Here is an 18,065-nt window from a genome sequence, read left to right on the forward strand (position 1 = left end):
TGCGGCGCGGCGGGAGGGCGGGCGGCGGACGGTTCATCGCGTGCGGCCCTCCTTGCGCATCTCCTTGGCGACGCCGCGTTCGAGGTCGGCGGCGGTGAGGCGGTCGCGGCCGGCCTGGAGCGCGCCGATCGCGGCATAGCGCACGACGTTGCCGATGGCGCCGCCGGCCAGTTCGTGCGCCTCGGCGAGGCGGCGCAGATCGACGTCGTCGGCGAGGCGGCCTGTGGGGCGCAGCACCGATTCCCACAGCCGCAGGCGCTGGTCGACGTCGGGCATCGGGAAGTGGATGAGCGACTGGAAGCGACGCGCGAAGGCGTCGTCGATGTTGCTGCGCAGGTTGGTGGCGAGGATGACGGTGCCCGGAAAGTCCTCGACCCGCTGGAGCAGGTAGGCGACTTCCTGGTTGGCGTGGCGGTCGTTGCTGCTGCTGGTGGCGGTGCGCTTGCCGAACAGCGCGTCGGCCTCGTCGAAGAACAGGATCCAGCGCCGGTTCTCGGCCTGGTCGAACACATGGGCGAGGTTCTTCTCGGTCTCGCCGATGTACTTGGAGACGACCATCGACAGGTCGATGCGGTACACGTCGGTGCCGGTGGCCTTGCCGAGCAGGGTGGCGGTGAGCGTCTTGCCGGTGCCGGGCGGGCCGTAGAACAGGCTGCGGTAGCCGGGCTTGAGCGCCTTGCGCAGCCGCCAGTCGTCGAGCAGCTCGGCACCGCGCGCGAGCCAGGTGCGGATGGCGTCGATCTCGGCCATGGTCTCGGGCGCGAGCACGAGGTCGGCCCAGTCGAAGGGGCTGTCGAGGCGGTGCGCGGGAAAGCCGGCGCTGAAGTCGGGCTTGTGGCGGCGGCCGAGCGTGAGCAGGTCGAGGTATTCGTCGGCGATGCGCAGCGGCGCGCTGAAGAAGGGCTCGCCGGGCGCGTCGTGCTCGATGCGCAGCACGCCTTCGCGGCGCAGCGGCGCGTCGTCGTCGAGCTGCTGGCGCAGCGCGAGGCGGGCGGCCAGATCGTCGCCGGCGACGAGGAAGGCGGCGGTCTCGCAGGTGGGCAGGAAGCCGCCGTGCAGCTTGCCCTTCCAGCCGCCGAATTCGCTGAAGCCCCGGTCGAGCGTGGAATTGCGCAGGAACAGCGTGTCGAGCAGTTGCGGGCGCAGGTGCGGCGCGAGGGCGAGCGCGAGCACGAGGCGTTCGACCGGGCCAAGCGCGAGGCGGGTGACCAGCTCGGCGTGATCGCTGCCGGGCGTGAGGGCGGGCGGGGCGGGCAGCAGATCGAGCGGCCAGGGGACGATGGGGTTGCCCGTGACGGTTGTCGCGGCGCCGGATGTGGCGCCGGGAACCGGGCTGGCCGCTGGCGGGGCATGGCCGGCCGGCTCGGGCAGCGGCTCGCCGGCCGCCGCGAAATGCCGTTCGAGCCGCGCGTTGAGGCTGGCGTCGAGCCAGTCGAGTTCGCGCGCGAGGGCGGCCGCGTTGGCCGCGAGACGGTCAGCGCCAGTCGACATGGATCGGTTCCTCCATCCAGGCGAACTTGATCGTGCGGAAGCTCCAGGGAATGCGGTCGAGCAGCATGTCGTAGGCGCGCGGTTCGACGCGCAGCGCCCAGTGACCGTCCTCGTGCCAGAGGCGGCCAGCGCGTTGGAGGAAGGATTCGCGCAGGCCGGCGACGCTGGTCTGGCCGAGCGCGCGCCAGTGCTGGACCATCGCGCCGAGCAGCCCGTCGATGGCCTCGGTCTCGCGCTCGGCCGGGCCGATCTCGCGCGGGACCGGGGCGTCGAGCAGCAGGCCGGCCATGAGCTTGTTGAGCGGCAGCAGTGGCTCGGGCGTGTCGGGCTGGCCGGTGACGACCATCTGCATGAGATGGACGGCGCGTTCGGCGGCGGCCGGGGTGCGGAAGGCGCCGTCGGCGACGAGATCGAGCATGGCGAACAGGCGGGGCAGGTAGGCGCCGGCCAGTACGAGGCCGGCGTTGGCGAGATGAATGGGCTCGCGCTCGGTGGCGGCGGGCGGGGCATCCTCGAAGCGCCAGGGGTCCGGCGCGGAGGCACGGGCGGCGACGGGCGCTCGGGCGGTCGCGGCGGGTTGGCGCTCGGCGGCGGCGGGCGTTCCGGGCGCGAAGGCGCGGACGATGCGGTGATCGGCGGCCGGCTGGCCCGGGTCGCGGGGAATGGCCGGCGTGGAGGCGACGCCGGGCGGAAGCGTCTGTTCGAGCGCGACGCGCAGGTCGGCGGCCAGGCCGGAAGCGTCGGCGCGGCGGCCTTCCTCGAACAGATGGCGCAGGGCGAGGCGCCAGGCAGTCTCGGCGAGCTGGTCGCGCGCCGGCGCGTTGGGCCGGATGGCGACGGCCGCGACGGCGGCGGCGACGGCCTCGGGCACGCGGCTGGCGGGCAGGAGCAGATCGGTCGCGCGCGGGAGGTGATCAGGGCCGAGCAGCTCGATCAGACGGCGCGCGGCGAGCGGCGAGTCGAGCCGGCGGTCGAGCGCGATGCGCAACGCGGAGCCGCCGCTGGCCAGGGCGCGCAGGGCCGCGACGCGGACAGCCTCAAGGCTGGCGGCGGCCGGCGGGCGGTCGTCCGCCGCGTCCTCGGCGAGATGGCGCAGGAAGCGACGGACATCGTCAGCCGACGCCGATCCGGCGGGCGCCGGCGCGGTGGCCTCGCCCGCTGCCGTGACGGCCTTGCCGGCACCAACGACCGCGCCCGGGCCATCGCCGACCGTGACCGCACCAACGGCCTCGTGGGCAGCGGAATCGGCAGCGGCTCGCGGCGCGGACGACCGCGCCGCGAGCCGGGCGAGGCTTGCATCGGAGTTCGCGCCCCTGGCTCCGGTCAGCGCGGCGAAGGCGACGGCGACCGACTCGTTCGCCGTCGCGGGCGGTGCGGCGAGCAGCCAATCGGCGAGCGCGCGTGCCTCGGGACTCGCCTGCCGAGCCCTGGCCCACGCGGCGCGGTTCGGATGCGAGAAGCGCCGCAGTGCGGTGGCGAGCCACTCGCAATCCTCGGCAAGCGTCGCCCGCCAGGCGGGCGTCTCGGTGAGGCCGGGCGGCAGCCCGAGTCCGCCGCGCGAGCGATACCTCAGCATCCAGTGGGCGAGATGCTTGCGGCGGACCCGGGTCGCCGGATGGGTGCCGGAGGCTGATGCGGCGGCGATGTCGTCGGGCGTCGGCGGTGGCGGGGTTTCCCGGGCGGCGAGCACGATGCGGAGGAGAAGCGCCCCGGCCCTCGATTCGCTGCGTGCCGAGCATTCGTCGAGCCAGCCGTCGAGCCAGGCGCGGTCTTCGGCGAGGGTGAGCCGCCAGTCGGCGCTGGCGCGGAGTTCGGCGTGCAACCGGGCATCGGTGGCGGGTGCGGGCGTGGCCTGCCAGTGGCGGAGCAGATGGGCCGAGACGCGTTCGCGGCGCGCGGCGGTGATGGCTGCCGCATCCGGTGCGTCGGCCCGCGCGTCGGCGGGCGGGGCGGGCTGCCGGGTACCGACGACAGCCGGGCTCGGGTCGGCGGCATTGGACGTGGCGGTGTTCGGGGCGGCGGTGGTCGTGAACGCGCCGGGCGGCAGCTCAGGCGGATCGGCCTGGGCCGCAAGCGCGTCGGGCGGCGGATCGGCACCGAGATCGAAACCGAGGGCGGCTTGCAGGCGCGCGCGCGCATCGGGCGCGAGGAGGCGCGCGAGACGCGCGCGCAGGCGCGGCGAGGCGCCGAGGTCGAGCACACGCTCGCGCAGCGCGGCGGTCAGGCCCTCGCCCGGCGGGTGGGCGAGGCTCGCGGCGAGCAGGTCGGCATCGCCCCCGAGCCAGCCGTGCTCGAAGCTGTCAACCAGGGGATCGGCCTTGCCCGGCCTTCGTGTTTCTGCTTGCCGCCCGTTGGAGCGGAGGGCAGCGACAGGCCCGGCGCTGACGGCGGACGTGACCACGGCTGCCGGACCCGAACTCGCGGCGTCCTTCGACCGCGATGCCGCGCCGGCCGCCTCGGGTTGGCCGGGGGCCGTCACGTTGACGGGGAGCGGCGGCCGCGCCGGTGTCGAGGCCGGCGCCTGCGGATCGTCGATCAGCAGCCGCGCGAGAACGCCGACGCCCGGAGCGATCGCGAGCCGCTGGGCGAGCCGGGCCCGCTGGCGCGGCGATCGGGCCAGATCGCGCAGCAGGGCGCGCAACCAGTCGGCATCGGTGGCGAGGCTGAGTCGCAAGTCGTCGTGATCGGGATCGGGGTCGGTCACCCGGTCATCGATGAACGACATGAGGGTCGCGGCCGAGGTCCGGTCGTCGCGCCAGAGGTCGGCGGCATCGGCGCCGGGCAGGGGCAGCAGCAGCAGGGCCTCGACGCGTTGCCGGCGGGCGAGGAGGGCGGCCGAGGGCGATTCGGTGTCCGCGCGTTTTCCGCCTTCTGTGGCGTCGGCGCCTTGGGTGGCTTCAGCGGCCTCGGTGGCTTTGGCGACCTCGGCGGCTTCTGCGGCTTCGGTGGCGGGCGCGGCGTCCGGGGCAGGGTCGGCGATGTCGGTGCGCGGCGTGCCGGCAGCGGTGGCATCGACCAGGGTCAGCAGGGCGTCGAAGACTTGTTCGTCGCCATCGGCCAGGCGGCGCAGCAGGCCGATCAGCTCCGCGTGCGGCAGCACCGCGAGGAGGCGGGTGGCGAGCGCGCTGGCGCCCGACCCTTCGGGAGACGCGGTGGTCGCGTGACTTCGGTTGGGGGCCGGGCGGGCGAAGGCGGCAGCGAGGGCGCTGGCTGGCGCGGGCAGCGTGTCGAGTGCGGCGGCCCAGGCCAGCCAGAGGCGGCGCAGGCGAGCATCGGCGGGCGCATCGCGGAGGGCCGCGAACAACGCGGCGGCGGGCCGGGCAAGCGCGTGGGTGTCGGGTGTGAGCAGCAGGTCGAGCAGCCAGCCCGAACGCCGTTCCGGTGCGATGGCGTCAGCGGCCAGCGTCATGCCGTCGGCGATGACGGCGGGCAGCAGCAGTCGCGCGATCGCATCGGCACGCGCGTCGTCGAGTTGCGCGGCGAGGCGCTTGCGCAGGCGGCGGGCACGGCCGATGTCGCGCAGCCAGCCCGCGAGCCAGTCGCGGTCGGTGGCGAGCAGATCGCGCAGGCGGGCGTGGAAATCGGCGGTCCGCCCGGCATGGAAGGCGGCGTCGAGATCGACGCGCGCGGCGCGGCGGGCAGGCGCGGGAGCGGGAGCTTCCACCGAGTCTTGCTGGGCGCGGTCGCCCATGCCGACTGCGCCCGGCGTGTCGGGAGCGGGCCCGTCATCGTGGGCCTGGGCGGCGCCGATGCTTGCGGTTCGTGCGGAGTCGGCCGTCGGCCGATCGGCGGGCGTCGATCGGAGTGGCTGACCACCGGCCGGGAGCGATGCGTCGGGTGCGCCGTACGGAAGGGAGCCGGCTCTCGCATCACTCACGGGCGGCGGGTTGGGGCCGGCCGCGGGGACAGTGGCGCCGGACTCCGTTCGATAGGGCAGCCTGGCCAGATCGGTCGGGTCGTTCAGGTCAGTCAGGCCGGTCAGCGGCAGCTGGCGCAAGAGCACGGGTGGAAGCGCGGCGCTCAGCTGCCGACGATAGCTGGCGGAACGGGTCAGATCGGCGAGGCGACGCGCGATGCGCTCGCCGTGGGTGGACAGCGCCGCCGGCAGCAGGCGGACCAGGGTGTCGGCATCGGCATGGTCGAAGGCGCGCGACAGCCGGTCGGGCAGGTCGTCGGCGCTGGCGTCATCCGTGGCGTTGCCGTCAACGTCAGCATCAACGCCGATGCCGATGCCGATGCCGATGCCGATACCAGTGTCGGTGTCGGTGTCGGTGTCGGCGCGGTCGTCGGATGTCGTGCGACCGAGCGCGCCGCCGCTCCCGACCGCCATCCCGTCCGCGTCAGTCCGCGCGGTCCCGGCGCCAGCCGCAGACCGGGGCGCCGGGGCGACATGGTCCGGGCGCAGCCAGCCTTGGAGGCCGGTGCCGGCTGCCAAGGCGGCGAGCAGACGATCGAGGGCGACAACGGCGGCATGGTCGTGGTCGGCGCCATCGCCGGGCCTGCCCGCCTCGGCTTGCGCGCCCGGTGACGGCGACGCCGGCACTCCTCCCTCGCCGACTGCCGTGCGCGCGATGTTCTCGAAGGCGCGAAGCATGGCGAGCGCGGAGGCGACCTCCGCCGGCGCGAGCCACAGCGCGAGCAACTCAGGCAGCAGACGCTCGGCGCGCGCGGCGCCAGCAAGGCGCCGCCGCCGGGGGGCATCGCCGAGGGCGATGTCGAGAGCCGCCCGCAGCGTCAGGTCGACGCCCGGCGCGCCGGGCGGCGGGGCCTCAACGGGCTGCAGGGGCGGTACCGACCGCCGCGACAGCTCCGGCAGCAGGCTCAGCAGCAGCCGTCCCAGCGGCAGTGGCACGTTTGCCAGCGGCATGCCCGGCGGGCTCGATGCTTCTGCGGCTCCGGCTCCGGCGGCGCCGAAGAAGGCCGCATCGAAGGGACTGCGCCCGGCGTCGAGGTCCAGCAGCACATGGGCGAGCGCGGCTTCCCTGGCCTCGGGCGTGCCGGCCGCAAGGCTCGACGGCTCGGCGCCGGCGTCGGCATCGCGCTCATCCGTCAGACCGACATGCGCCAGCAGCGCCCGCCGTGGCTCGGGAGCGAGCCAGAGCGCGATCAGCCGCGCGAAGTGTTCCGGCGTCAGCGGCACGCTGGCCAGTCGGCGGCGCCAGCGCCGTTCGCGCCCGAGCACGGCGAGCGCCGATGCGAGCCAGCCGGTGTCCTCGGCGAGCAGGCCGGGCAGTTCGGCGGCCAACGTGGCGCCGTCATCGGCGTGCAGCGCGACGAGCAGGCGCAGGCGTCGCGGCGTGATGGAGGCGACGTCAAGCGCCGCCGGCATCCCGGCGTCGGCCGTGTCGAGCGAGAAGACGAGGGTCGCCAGCGCCAGCTCGCGGATCGGCTGGGGCGCGGTGATCGGAGCGCTCGGAGCGGCCGGAGCAATCGAAGCGGCCTGAGCGACCGGGGCGGTCGAAGCAGCCGAAGCAGGCGCGACGCCGGCGGACGGCCGCACTCCGGGCGGCTCGGCGGTGGTTCCCACGCCCGAAGCGCCGGGCCGGGTGGAACGCGCCAACGCCCGTGCGGACCGCCGCGCTTCGGCAGGTGCCAGCCAGAGCGTCAGCACCGCCTCGAACAGCCGGTCGTCGCCAGCCGCGGCGAGCGCGCGGCGCAGGCGCCGGATGCGCAGTGCCTCGGTCAGTCGGCCGACGGTCCAGGCACGATCGTCCGCGAGCGCGTCGAGCCAGATCGACGCGTCGGCGAATGGCTCCCTGCCGGCGAGGCGATCGAGCAGCCGGAGGCGCCGCACATCGGTCACGCCGTCCGGCGTGGACGGGCCGGGAGCACCGTCGGCGACTGCGACAGTAGCGACAGCGTGGGCGTGGGCATGGGAGGACGCCGGCGCGGCGATCGGCGCGGGCGGCGTGCGGAACGGCGTGGCGGTGGCGACGCGGCCCGGCGTCCGCGCTGACGCGTTCAGCGCGGACGCCGCTTCGGGCGTCAGAGGCGTGCCCAGGGGGCTGCCCGGAGATCCTGCCGCCGAGTTCTCGCCCGGATCCGCGCCGGCCGTCGTCATCGCCGACGCGGCCGGGGACTCGTCCGAATGCGCTGCCGTCGTCTCGCTTCCGGCTGCCGGCGCCGTCATCCTGTGCGCGCTTTCGCGCAGCCGCGCGACCCAGGCCGGCGCGAACTGCGCGTCGAGCCGGCGTGCAACGCCGGGCCGGTCGAGCAGCGGCCCGAGCGAGCGCGCGAGCGCATCGGGCGCCGCGACCATCGCCGAGCGCGCCAGCCGGTCGAGCGTGGCGGCATCGGTCCCACCCACATGCCAGGGCAGCCGGCCGTGCAGCAGGAAATGCCGCAGCGCCTCGATGTCGGCCTCGCCGCGCGCGAGCCGACTCGGCGTCGCGCCGCGGGCCCTCAGCCCCGCCAGCCAGTCATCCAGCGCCTCGCCCAGCCGGCGCAGGAAGACGGCCTCGAAGTCGTCCGCCGGCAGCACGCCGAGGTCCAGTTCCAGCGTGTCGATGCGCAGCACCTCGTCGGGCGGGCTCGCGCGGTCGAAGCGATCGGCGATCAGCTCGGCCATGCCACGCCGCGCGCAATCGACCAGCCGCGACTGGAGGTCGAAGGCCAGCGCTTCGTCATCGAAGCGGAAGTCGAGGTCGAGCGCGTCGATCAGGTGGCCGCTCATGGCCGCGCTCCCGCTTGACGCAGCAGCCGCGCGAGGCGGGCGGCATGGCGGTCGTGGCGCCGCAGCAGGTCGTCGTCGGGGCCGGAGGCGGGATCGGCGGCCGCGAGCGCGACGCGGTCGGCGAGCCATTTCTCGTAGTCGGTCTCGAAGGCGCCGAGCGTGGCGCTGTCGAGCCAGACCGGCTCGACCAGCAGATGGGCCGGCGCGTGCTCGCGCACGAGATCGGCGAGGTGGTGGCGGAACAGCGGGTCGCCGCAACGCGGTCCCCAGGCCGGCAGCACGAGGCTGACGCGCGCGGCGCAGAAATCGGCCAGCGCGGCATCGAAGGCGGCGCCGTCGTCCGTGCCGAGCGCGCGGCGATGGAAGTCGGTCCGCCCGAGCGGCCGCAGCAGCAGATGCTCGACCAGATGCAAGCCTTCGGCACGCCGCGCCAGATGCAGCGCCAGGCCGCGCAGCGCGCGCGCCGCGCGCCAGGCCTCGGCGGCGGAATCGAAGCGGCCCAGCTCGCGCGGCGCGGTGCCCGCCTCGTCGAGCGCGAGCAGCAGCGTCTGCCCGTCGTTCCGGGCGCGCAGCGAGAAGTTGCGCTCATGGCAGGCCGCGCCGAGCAGCGCGTCGTCCAGCAGGTCGGCGCGCCCGCCGAGCAGCCGCGCGAGCAGGCGCATGCCCTCGCCGCCGGCCGGCGCCGCATCGGGTGCCATGCGCGCGAAATGCGCGCGCCAGTGCATGACCTCGGTCGCCAGCGGCCGGCTGCCGCTCCATTCGAAGCCGAGCAGCAGGGCGAGCCGGCGCGCGAGCGGCGCGTGGTTGTCGGAGCGGCGCCAGCTCGGCCGACCGTGGTCGAAGCCGGCGCCCCGGTCGCGCGCGTCTTCCAGCACGGCGCGCAGGAAGTCGAGCTTGTTGGCGAGCAGGCGCTCGTCCTGGCGTGCCGGCTCCAGATGGCCGAGGAACTGCCTCAGCATGTCCTGCGGATGGCGCTCGCCCTGGAGCGCGAGCAGGTGGTCGAGCGCGCGGTGCTTGTGGTCGAGCCGGCGCGCGCGGTCGAGCCTGGCGGCGGGCGAACCGGCGGCGAAGGCGGCGCCGCCGGCGGCGACCGTCATGGGCGGGGCGCTGGTGGCGGCCACGGCGCCGGCGACCGGGGCAACCTCGGCGGCCCCGGCCGGCATGTCGGCATCGAGCAGCCCCTCGTCATCGAGCGAGAACAGCTCGCGCGCCCGTGCCAGCCGACCGAGGCCATCGGCCAGCGTGCGGTCGAACAGCGCGAGGTAGTCGCGCAGCTGGGCCGCGCGCGCCTCGCGCCGGTCGCGGCTGGCGCGCGCCGCGACCAGCCCGTCGGCCGCCTCGATGTCGGCTTCGAGGCCGACCGTGGCCGGCACGCCGAGCGGCCCGACGCCGTAGATCTCGGGCAAATCGAGCGCGACGCTGTCATGCCGCGCGAGGTCGCGGTGGATGCCGCGCGGCAGCTCGAAATGGCGCGGCGCCAGCGGCGTCAGGTCGCCGCCGCGCGCGAGCCGCATCTGGCGCAGGTCGGCGAAGCGGCGGCGCAGCGCGTCGAGGTCGAGCCGCACCGGCTGGCCGGCGCGGCGCAGCGCGAGCCGGAAATGGCGCTCGAAGTCGGGGGCGTCGGGCTGGCGCAGTTGCAGCGCCCAGTCCTCGCCATGCCAGAGCACGCTGCCGGTCACGGTGGCCATGCCTTCGTCATCGACCGGCTCGCCATCGCTGAGGGCGCAGCCCGGCACGCGCAGCGCGAAGCCGAGCACCTCGCGCACGCCGTCGATGGCGGCGATGTGCGCGCGCAGCTCGCCCACGAACAGCACATGGCCGGCGACGTCGCTGTCGTGCTCGTCGAGGCTGAGCACGCCGTTGACCAGCGGCGGACCGCCGAACACGTCCTCGGTGCTGCGGCCCTCGGCCAGCAGCGCGTCATGCGACTGCCGGCGCGGCCGGTCGGCGATGTAGCGGGCGCAGGCGACGTAGATGTCGATGGCGATGTCGATCGCGTCACGCCCGCCGCCGATCTCGATGCCGGGCCGGCCGTCGGGCAGGCGGGTGTCCAGGTCGCAGACCTGGGGGCGCATGGTCTCGACCGCGTGCAAGTCTTCGCCGAGGTTGCGGTGCGCCTGCCAGACGGCGCGCGCCTCGGCACGGGCGGCGGCCCGCTCGGCCTCGCTGCCGCCGATGCGCAGCGCGACGGTCCACAGGCCGGGAAGGTCGGCGACGGCGCCGGTCGTCGCCCGCGCGAACGGCAAGGGCCGGGCGTCGTCGAGCGCCGGCACGCGGTCGAGCAGCAGCCGGCGCCAGTCATCGACCGTGAGCGGGCGGCAGGGATAGGCGCGCGCGGCCGGCGGCAGGGCGAGCCGGTCGGGGTCGAGCCGGCCGTCGTCGTCGGCGAGGTGATCGGGCAGCGGGAAGTCGGCGCGGTAGACGACATCGGTCAGCGCGAAGCACAGCGCCTCCAGCAGCGTCAGGCCGGGGTCGTGAGCGTTGAAATCGGTCCAGACCTTGCCCGACAGCCGCTGGACGAGCGCGACCCCGGCTTCGAGCAGTTGCTCGAAACTGAACTCGTCCTCGTCCGGCCGACGCCGGGGGATGTGGGCGACCGACTCGCCGGTCATCACGCCTCGGGCTTCATGTCGTCGAACCACAACTTCGTGAGATGCACTCGGATGACCGTGCCGTCGCCGTAGTCGCAGCCGCTGCGCACCTCGAGCCGGTACTGGCCGCGCGTGCCGTGGCTGCCGGTCCAGCGCAGTTCGAGCCGGCCGCAGCGCCGGCCGTACCAGTTGTCGGTGATGCGGATGCCGCGCCGGCGCCAGAGCCAGTCGAGCAGGCCGGTGCGCGGATGGAAGGTGTTGATGCACAGCGCATGCATGAGCGCATAGCGCTTGCGGCCCGGATTGCCGGCCACCGCCATCACCTCGAAGGCTTGGCAGCCCTGGAGGTCGCCGGTGACGGCGTGCCAGCGGCCGTCGGCCAGCGGCGGCTCGGGCAGGTCGGTCACGGCACGGCCGAGCCGGCCGTCCATCTCGACGCGACCGTCCACTGCCAGCACGGCGCGGCCGGTGGCGCCGGCGCCCACGGCCACGCGGCAGGCCGATTCGGCATCGCCGCTGAGCGTGAGCACGCTGCTCGCCTCGCGCTCGTGACAGGCCTGGATGCCGAGGCTCTCGCCGTTGAGATGGCCGATCTGCCAGCGCGGCTGCTCGCGCACGTCGCCGGGACGGTAGAGGCTGAACAGCGTGTTCTCGCCGGGCGCGGCGCGCACTTCGAGGCCGCGCTTCGGGTGCTTGCTGAAGCCCTCGTCCTCCATGTTGAGCATCGAGTCGATGAGGGTCGAGAAGTGCCCGGCGTTGGGCCGCGTGTTGGCGCCGAAGAAGCGCTTGAGCGTGTCGCGCGTGGCGCGCTGGCTGCGCACGGGTATGTTCATGACGGGTCCACGATGAAGGTCGAGCCGACTTCGAGCCGGCCGACGCCGCTCGCCTCGGGCAGCGGCCGTCCGGCCGCGTCGAAGGCCGTGAGCAGATGGCGCGCGGTCGGGATGGCGATGGAATACGGCGAGCGCGCCTCGATGATCAGGCTGCCGCCGGCGGCGCCCGGCCCGGCGCTGTCGTCGAAGCGGTAGCTCGGATTGCCGCCGGCGACGTCGCGTTCGGTGAAGTGCAGCAGCGACAGGCCGGCCACGTCGGCCACCTCGTCGAGCGAGCGCAGCCAGGCCTCGATGTCGTGGCCGCTGATGCTCCAGCCGAAGCGCGCCCCCAGGCCCTCGTGCCAGGGCGAGAGGTAGCGGCCGATGGCCAGCTCGATGTTGCGCAGCGCGAGGCCAGGCGATCGCGTGCCGCGCAGCGCGATCGCGCAGCGCACCTGGAGATGCTCGTAGCTCGCGTTGATGACGCGCAGCCGCGCCGTGGGCGAGGCATGGCGGCGCAGGAAACCCTCGATGCGCGCGAGCGCGAGGTTGTTGAGGCGCGGCCCGCCGGTGCTGGCGATGTCGTCGAGGCTGCGCGCCGCCGGCAGCACCACCACCAGCACATGGCCGGCGCGCTCGACCACGCCGGCCGAGCTGGCGGCCCGCGTGGCGTCGTCGTCGAGCGCGGTGTGGACGAAGCACTTGACCTTCTCGACCTCGGGGAAGGCGTCGAGCACGAGGCGTTCATAGTCCCAGGCGGTGACGGCGCGCTGGCGGTGCCGCAGCCGCTCGCCGAGGCGGGTCTGGAGCTGCTCGCGCGTCTCGGCCGGCGCGTGGCCGAAGCTGGCGCCGATCTGCTCGATCGCGGCCAGGCCGGGCACCGGCACGACCGGCCGGCGCAGGCTCGCGGCCGGCAGCGGGCCGTCAATTGGCGCGGCGCCCGGCGGCGGCGGGCAGCGCGTCAGGCGCAGCGCCTGGGCATGGACCGCGTACAGCCCGGCGAAGCCGCGAAAGTGCGGCTGATCGCCGGCGGCCGAGGCGCGCAGCCAGTAGCGGCCGGTGGGCATGAGCCGGTGCTCGCGGTCGGCCGCGGCCGGGATGTCGAGCCGGACGATGCCGCTGCCGAGAAAGCCTTGCGTGGTGTCGGTGAGGACGCGGGTGGCTTCGAGCTCGACCCAGCGGTCGCCGGCGAGGCAGGACCAGCGCACCGGCGGGGGCGCGGTGGCGCCGGCCTGGGCGGTTTCCTCGCGCAGCTCGAACAGCAGGCTGAGCGGGCCGGCGAGTTCGCTGGCGTCGAGGCCGAGGTAGAGATTGCCCTCGTCGTCAAAGTCGGGCAGCAGCAATGGCCGGCCACCGTCGGCCTGGGCCAGCACCTCGCGCGCGCCGAAGGGATGCAGATGGAAGAAGCGCACGTCGCCGCCGCGCCCGCTGTCGAAATCGACGGTGGTTTCGGCGCGGTAGTCGAGCGCGAGCCCCTCGATGGCGGGGGTGTAGGCCGGCTCAGGCAGCACGGCGCGGCGCTTGCGGCGCGCGGCCTCGGTCACGGCCTCGGTGAGCAGGCGCGGATAGAGCGCGTGGCCGAAACCCTGCGCCGGGTTCGACAGGTCGAGCCTCAGGAAGCCGTTGCGCGCGCCGAGGTCGTAGGCGGCGACCGGCGGACCGGGCCGGAAATGGTCGCGCAGCAGCTCGGCGTCGATGGCGATGCGCTGGCGCGCGCGCAGCCGGCCGGCATCGTCGAGCGTGAACAGCGCCTGCTCGCGGCCGGCCTGCCAGCGGCCGTCGTGCAGCACGGCGGTCGTGGCGCGGAAATCGGCGTCGGCCGGGCGCGGGCGGTAGCCGGCGTAATGGCGCTCGAAGCCGCCCACGCCGCGCGGTAGCCCGGCCCAGGCGAAATCGAGCGTGAGCGCCGTGATCGGCTTGACGGCGATCTCGGGCGCGCCCACCACCAGCCAGGCGCCCTGCACCGGCAGCGGTCCCCAGGGCGTGAACGGCCGGTTCGGGTCGAGCGCGCCGTACTGGTTGGCCAGCGTGATCTGGCGCAGACCGCGCACCGCGACGGCGATGCGCAGGCGCGGCATGCGCAGCCCAGCGAACAGCGACAGCGCGAACAGGTTGCTGCCCTCGTCGAGCACCACGCGCAGCACCGGATGCTCGGTGGCCAGACCGTCATGCAGCGCGGGCGTGCAGGCGACGACGGCCGGCTCGGCCAGCCCGAGATGCAGCCGCGCGGTGAAGCCGGCGCGCCCGGCCGCGCGCCGGCCGTCGAGCGGATCGAGGCTGGCCTCGACCGGCAGCCAGCCTTCGGCGCTGGCGAGCTGGAAGCGGAAGGCCTGGCGCAGGCAGCGGTCGAACACGATCTCGCGCTCGGGCAGGCCGGGGCGGATCAGCGCGAGCGGCGAGGCGAGGTCGGGCGGATCGTCGGCCTCTGGATCGGCGCCGGCGAAGAAGGGGCGCGCGCGTTCGCGCAGGCGCGTGCGCACGGCCTCGGACAGCAGTTCGGCCTCGGCCGTGGGCTCGCCGCCGTCGGCGCCGAACCAGTCGCGGTCATCGACCAGCCAGCGCGCGAACAGCTGGCCGAGCGTGGCGCGAAAGCGGCGGCCCTCGGCGACGGGGTCGGTGGCGGGCGCGGGCCGGGCGCGGCCGGCGGCGCCGTCGTCCGGACCGGCGTCCTTGCCATCGGCACCGAATACGCCGGCAGCGCTTGCGGTCGCATCCACCGTGCCGGCGTCCTCGCCGAGGAGGCGCGCCACCAGTTCGCTCGTGGGCGTGGCGTCGGCATCGTCCAGCTCGATATCGAGCCGGATGTCGCGCTGGCCCTCTGCCAGCCAGAGCAGCGGCGACGTGATCGCAAAGCCGATGCGCGCGGGCGCAGCCTCGGCGCCGCCGGCTTCGCCCGCGTCACCGCCGAACAGCGGCCACCACGGCCGCGCCGACGGCAGGCCAGAGGCGCCGCCCGCGTCGGCCGACGCCAGCGTCGAGACGCGCGCGCGGCAGACCATGCCGAGCTGCCAGGCCGGCGCCTGGAGCGGATCGCGGTCGAGCCTGAGCATGTGCACCTCGGCCACGCGGGCGTCGGTCACGAGCAGTTCGTGGTCGGCCGCGAACTCGACCGGCAGGCCGGCGGCGTCCTTGCCGGCCGGAAAGCGCAGGCCGCGCGCGATGCGCACCTCGCCGTCGAAGCGCGGCGTGCGCGCGCACACCACGTGGGTCCAGTCGAGCGCGGCGGGACGCGGCTCGGCCTTCAGCACTTCGCGGTAGTAGAAGTCGGCATGGCGCGCCGCGAAGCGGTCGAGATGGGCGCGGACCCGGTCATAGAGCTGCTGGAAGGCGAGCAGCAGCGCCGGCGCCGGGCCGTGGCGCGGATCGGCGAGCGTGGCCTCGAAGGCGGGCGCGGCCAGTTCGCGCGCGCGGCCGAGGGCGCTGGCCAGCGCGACGAGGGCACCGCGGCGCTCGGCGGCGACGCCGGCGTCGATCCGGCCCCGGCCATCGGGCAGTGCCTCGGGCGCGGCGGCGGGCCGGGGCAGGGCGACGAGCAGCGCATGCAGGGCGTCGGGCAGGCGCGGCCGGTCGGCGCGCAGCGCGAGCGCGTCCTGCCAGTCGGCGACGGCAGCGGTCAGCAGTGCGAAGTACTCGTCGGGCACGCGCGCGCCGGGCCGATCGGCGTGGCGCAGGAAGTCGGCCATGACGGCATCGACATCGAGCGCGAGCAGACGGGCGAGGCTGAGGGCGTCGTCGGCACCGAACAGCGCGGTGCGGCGGGCGGCGCTGGCCGGCGGCAGGGCGCCCGGATTGCCGGCGGTGGCCATCGCGCGCGCGGCCGTGGCCAGCGCTTCGCCGCTCGCCGCGAAGGCCGCGAGCCGCGCGATGCGCTCGGGCAGCGTGCTCTCGTCGAGGCCAACCCGGCCGGCGCCGAGCGCGGGCGGGGCGCGGCGGGCGCGGTCGGTGCCGTCGCCCTGCGGTCGCCAGCCCGTCACAGCACCCTCCCGACGGCGTTGCCTTCCTCGATGTAGAGCGGATAGACGAGGTTGTGCCGGCTGTTGGTGCTGCGCACGAGGTACACCAGCTCGATGCGCAGCACGGCGGCGGTCGACAGCCGGTCGAGCTTGAGCCGCACGTCCTCGAGCGTGACGCGCGGCTCGAAGAAGCGGACCGCCTGCTCGATCATCGTGCGGATGCGGGTGGCGGTATTGAGGTCGATGTGCTCGAAGGCAATGCTGCGCAGGTCGCAGCCGTAGGTCGGGCGCATCACGCGCTCGCCGGGCCGGGTCGACAGCAGGATGAGCAGGCTCTCCGCGATGTCGTCGGCGCCCGACACGAGGGCGGCGTCGCGCGAGGGCGCGTCGAAGGCGGGCGGAAAGGCCCAGCCGGTGCCGAGAAAGCCGCTGTCGTCGTCCTGCATCTCAGCCGCCGATCATCACGGTGAACTCGCCCAGCACGATGCTGCCGCCGTGCGCTGTCGGGTCGCCCAGCCGCGCCGCCGGCTTGCCGCAGATGAGCACCGTCGTCGAGCCCATGACGATGGTGTCGGGCGGGCCGACGCACACCGCGCTGTCGCCCACCACGGCCGCCGGCAGCTTGCCGATCAGCACCGTGGGCGCGCCCGGCCCGACCACCGGTCCGCCCACGTGGGGCACGGGCGGCAGGCCGGGCGTCTGCATCGGGCAGGTGTGCATGTCGGTGAGGCGGGCGGCGGGCGGCATGGCGGGGCGGCTCAGTTGATCATCACGAGCGCGCCCTTGACCGTGGTCTGGCCGCTGGCCGACAGCTCGGCCGTGGCCGCGCCCTTGGCGGTCAGCCCGATCTGGGCCTCGACGGTGGCATTCATGCCCTTGGCGCTCAGGTCCTGGGTCGCCTCGATGGACACCTTGCCGGTCGCGCTCAGGCTCAGGTTGCCGGTGGCGCTGATCTTGATGTCCTTGGGGCTGCTCATCTCGATGCCCGAATCGCTCAGCACGAGCTTGTTGCCGGTCTGGTCCTGCACGGTGATCGACTTGGCGTCGTCGCTGATGACGATCTGGTTCTTGGCCGGCGTGACGAGGGTGATGGACTTCTTCTCGTCGTCGATCTCCACCCTGGTGAGCGAGCGCGTGACGATGGCCTTGGTGTTGTTGTCGGCGGTGAGGTCGTAGGCCGGCGCGTTCTTGCCGCCGTACAGGCTGCCGAGCACCACCGGATGCGACGGGTCGTTGTTGAAGAAGCCGACCAGCACCTCGTCGCCCACCTCGGGCACGAAGAAGGCGCCGAAGGCATTCGACGCATAGGGCATCACCCAGCGCGCCCACACGGGCTGCGCCGCCGAGCCGAGCAGCGGCAGCGTCACCTGGATGCGCTGGCCGCCGGCCGGATCACCGTCGAGCTTGCTGACGATGCCCGGTTGCAGCCCCTCGACGCCGGGCAGCCAGCCGGCGGCGGGCGGCGCCGTCACGTCGGGCCGGTCGGTGATGTGGGCCGGATCGAGGCCGAACTCCACCTCGGTGTCCCAGTCGCCGCCCGAGAGCCGGTGCGTGACCGCCGTCGCGTATACCGAACCGCTGAAATGCTTGCCCACGCCCGCCACGTCGAGGAGCGTGCCGGGCAGCGCGAGCGCGCTGCCCACGAAGCGCATGCGTCCGCGGATGCGGGCCAGGCCCGCGCGCAACTGGCGCCCCTTGGCCCAGGCGGTGAGCGCGTCCGATGCCAGCGCCGTGCCCGATTGCAGCGCGAAGGCCGTGAGGTTCACCACCTCCGACAGCTTCTGCGAGGTGACATCGCCCTGGGCATTGAGCGCCTCGGGCGCGGCCTCGGCGCTGGCCACCGCGAGCGTGGACGGGTCCCAGGCCGTGGCCGTGACGCTGCCGAACTGGTCGCGCGCCTCCATGTCGGCGCGGAACTCGCGCAGGTCGTTGCCGTAGTCGAGCGCGAGCACCGCGCTGCCGTCGGTGGCCGGCGCCTCGACCGTGACCTTGCCCGGCGTGCACACCACCACCATGCCGCTGGCCTCGGCGCGCGCGACGGCGAAGTCCCAGTCGGTGCAGTAGTACTGCACCAGCTCGCCGTACTGCACCTCGGTCGCGCTCACGGTCGCGCTCGCGCCCGACGCGCCCAGCAGCTGCTGGATCACGTCGCTGTCCTTCTGGTCGATGTAGCTCGCGTTCTTGCGCCCGACCGTGAGCGCCACCACCGGATGGCGGCATTCGACGATCAGGCGCGGGCCCTCGTCGCCGATCGTGATGCCCTGGCGCACGACGATGCCGGCGAACACCTCGGTCTCCTCGTCGCCGTAGCCGAGCGAGATCGAGATGGCCTTGCCGGGCGCGAAGCTGTCGGCGTCGCTCAGCGGGAAGGCGTCATTGGGCATGTCGCCGTCGAGATAGACGAGGCGGGCGAGCGGCACGCGGTTGATCGCATGCGTGATTTCCAGCGCCATGAGCTGGGCGGTGGCGGGCACTGGCGCGCCCTCGCTCTTGACCGTGACGCGGACGACGCCGTTGGCGCCGGCATTCGGGCTGTCGGCCATCG

Annotated in this window: 8 protein-coding genes; all 8 read right to left on the reverse strand. The window is 74.6% G+C overall.

The features are described 5' to 3' along the window. Nucleotides 1-33: 33 nt before the first annotated feature. The 8 genes from H566_RS24060 to vgrG are packed head-to-tail and all read right to left on the reverse strand — an operon-like array spanning nt 34 to nt 18,063. A complete protein-coding gene (locus tag H566_RS24060; RefSeq protein ID WP_034411017.1) occupies nt 34-1,491 on the reverse strand; it encodes an ATP-binding protein in 1,458 nt (485 codons plus the stop codon). Beyond that, nucleotides 1,475-8,164: a contractile injection system tape measure protein gene (locus tag H566_RS0109425; RefSeq protein ID WP_028311245.1), complete on the reverse strand. Its 6,690-nt coding sequence runs from the start codon at nt 8,162-8,164 to the stop codon at nt 1,475-1,477. Before H566_RS0109425 ends, H566_RS24060 begins: the two co-directional genes overlap by 17 nt. Next, nucleotides 8,161-10,776: a hypothetical protein gene (locus H566_RS0109430; RefSeq protein ID WP_028311246.1), complete on the reverse strand. Its 2,616-nt coding sequence runs from the start codon at nt 10,774-10,776 to the stop codon at nt 8,161-8,163. The genes H566_RS0109425 and H566_RS0109430 overlap by 4 nt, the downstream gene beginning before the upstream one ends. After that, nucleotides 10,776-11,588 carry a hypothetical protein gene (locus tag H566_RS0109435; protein WP_028311247.1) on the reverse strand — a complete coding sequence of 271 codons (813 nt, stop codon included), beginning with the start codon at nt 11,586-11,588 and terminating at the stop codon, nt 10,776-10,778. The genes H566_RS0109430 and H566_RS0109435 overlap by 1 nt, the downstream gene beginning before the upstream one ends. Then, on the reverse strand, nt 11,585-15,541 hold the full coding sequence (locus tag H566_RS0109440) for a baseplate J/gp47 family protein (RefSeq protein WP_028311248.1): 3,957 nt from the start codon (nt 15,539-15,541) through the stop codon (nt 11,585-11,587). Before H566_RS0109440 ends, H566_RS0109435 begins: the two co-directional genes overlap by 4 nt. Beyond that, the gene (locus H566_RS0109445) at nt 15,538-15,966 is read right to left on the reverse strand and encodes a GPW/gp25 family protein (protein WP_028311249.1); all 429 of its coding nucleotides are present in this window, start codon (nt 15,964-15,966) and stop codon (nt 15,538-15,540) included. Before H566_RS0109445 ends, H566_RS0109440 begins: the two co-directional genes overlap by 4 nt. A 1-nt stretch (nt 15,967) precedes the next feature. Further along, nucleotides 15,968-16,267, reverse strand: coding sequence for a PAAR domain-containing protein (locus tag H566_RS0109450; protein WP_028311250.1), 300 nt, complete (start codon nt 16,265-16,267; stop codon nt 15,968-15,970). 11 nt (nt 16,268-16,278) lie between these two features. Then, entirely contained in the window at nt 16,279-18,063 is a 1,785-nt protein-coding gene (gene vgrG / locus H566_RS0109455) for a type VI secretion system tip protein VgrG (RefSeq protein WP_028311251.1), read from the reverse strand. Between the last annotated feature and the right edge of the window lie 2 nt (nt 18,064-18,065).

This window comes from Derxia gummosa DSM 723, assembly GCF_000482785.1.
Taxonomy (GTDB): Bacteria; Pseudomonadota; Gammaproteobacteria; order Burkholderiales; family Burkholderiaceae_E; genus Derxia; species Derxia gummosa.

What these genes read in the sequence shown, in the direction of transcription:
- H566_RS0109445 (WP_028311249.1), bottom strand. Translation starts at nt 15,966, where the DNA reads ATGCAGGACGACGACAGCGGCTTTCTCGGCACCGGCTGGGCCTTTCCG.
- H566_RS0109430 (WP_028311246.1), bottom strand. Translation starts at nt 10,776, where the DNA reads ATGACCGGCGAGTCGGTCGCCCACATCCCCCGGCGTCGGCCGGACGAG.
- H566_RS0109425 (WP_028311245.1), bottom strand. Translation starts at nt 8,164, where the DNA reads ATGAGCGGCCACCTGATCGACGCGCTCGACCTCGACTTCCGCTTCGAT.
- H566_RS24060 (WP_034411017.1), bottom strand. Translation starts at nt 1,491, where the DNA reads ATGTCGACTGGCGCTGACCGTCTCGCGGCCAACGCGGCCGCCCTCGCG.
- vgrG (WP_028311251.1), bottom strand. Translation starts at nt 18,063, where the DNA reads ATGGCCGACAGCCCGAATGCCGGCGCCAACGGCGTCGTCCGCGTCACG.
- H566_RS0109450 (WP_028311250.1), bottom strand. Translation starts at nt 16,267, where the DNA reads ATGCCGCCCGCCGCCCGCCTCACCGACATGCACACCTGCCCGATGCAG.
- H566_RS0109435 (WP_028311247.1), bottom strand. Translation starts at nt 11,588, where the DNA reads ATGAACATACCCGTGCGCAGCCAGCGCGCCACGCGCGACACGCTCAAG.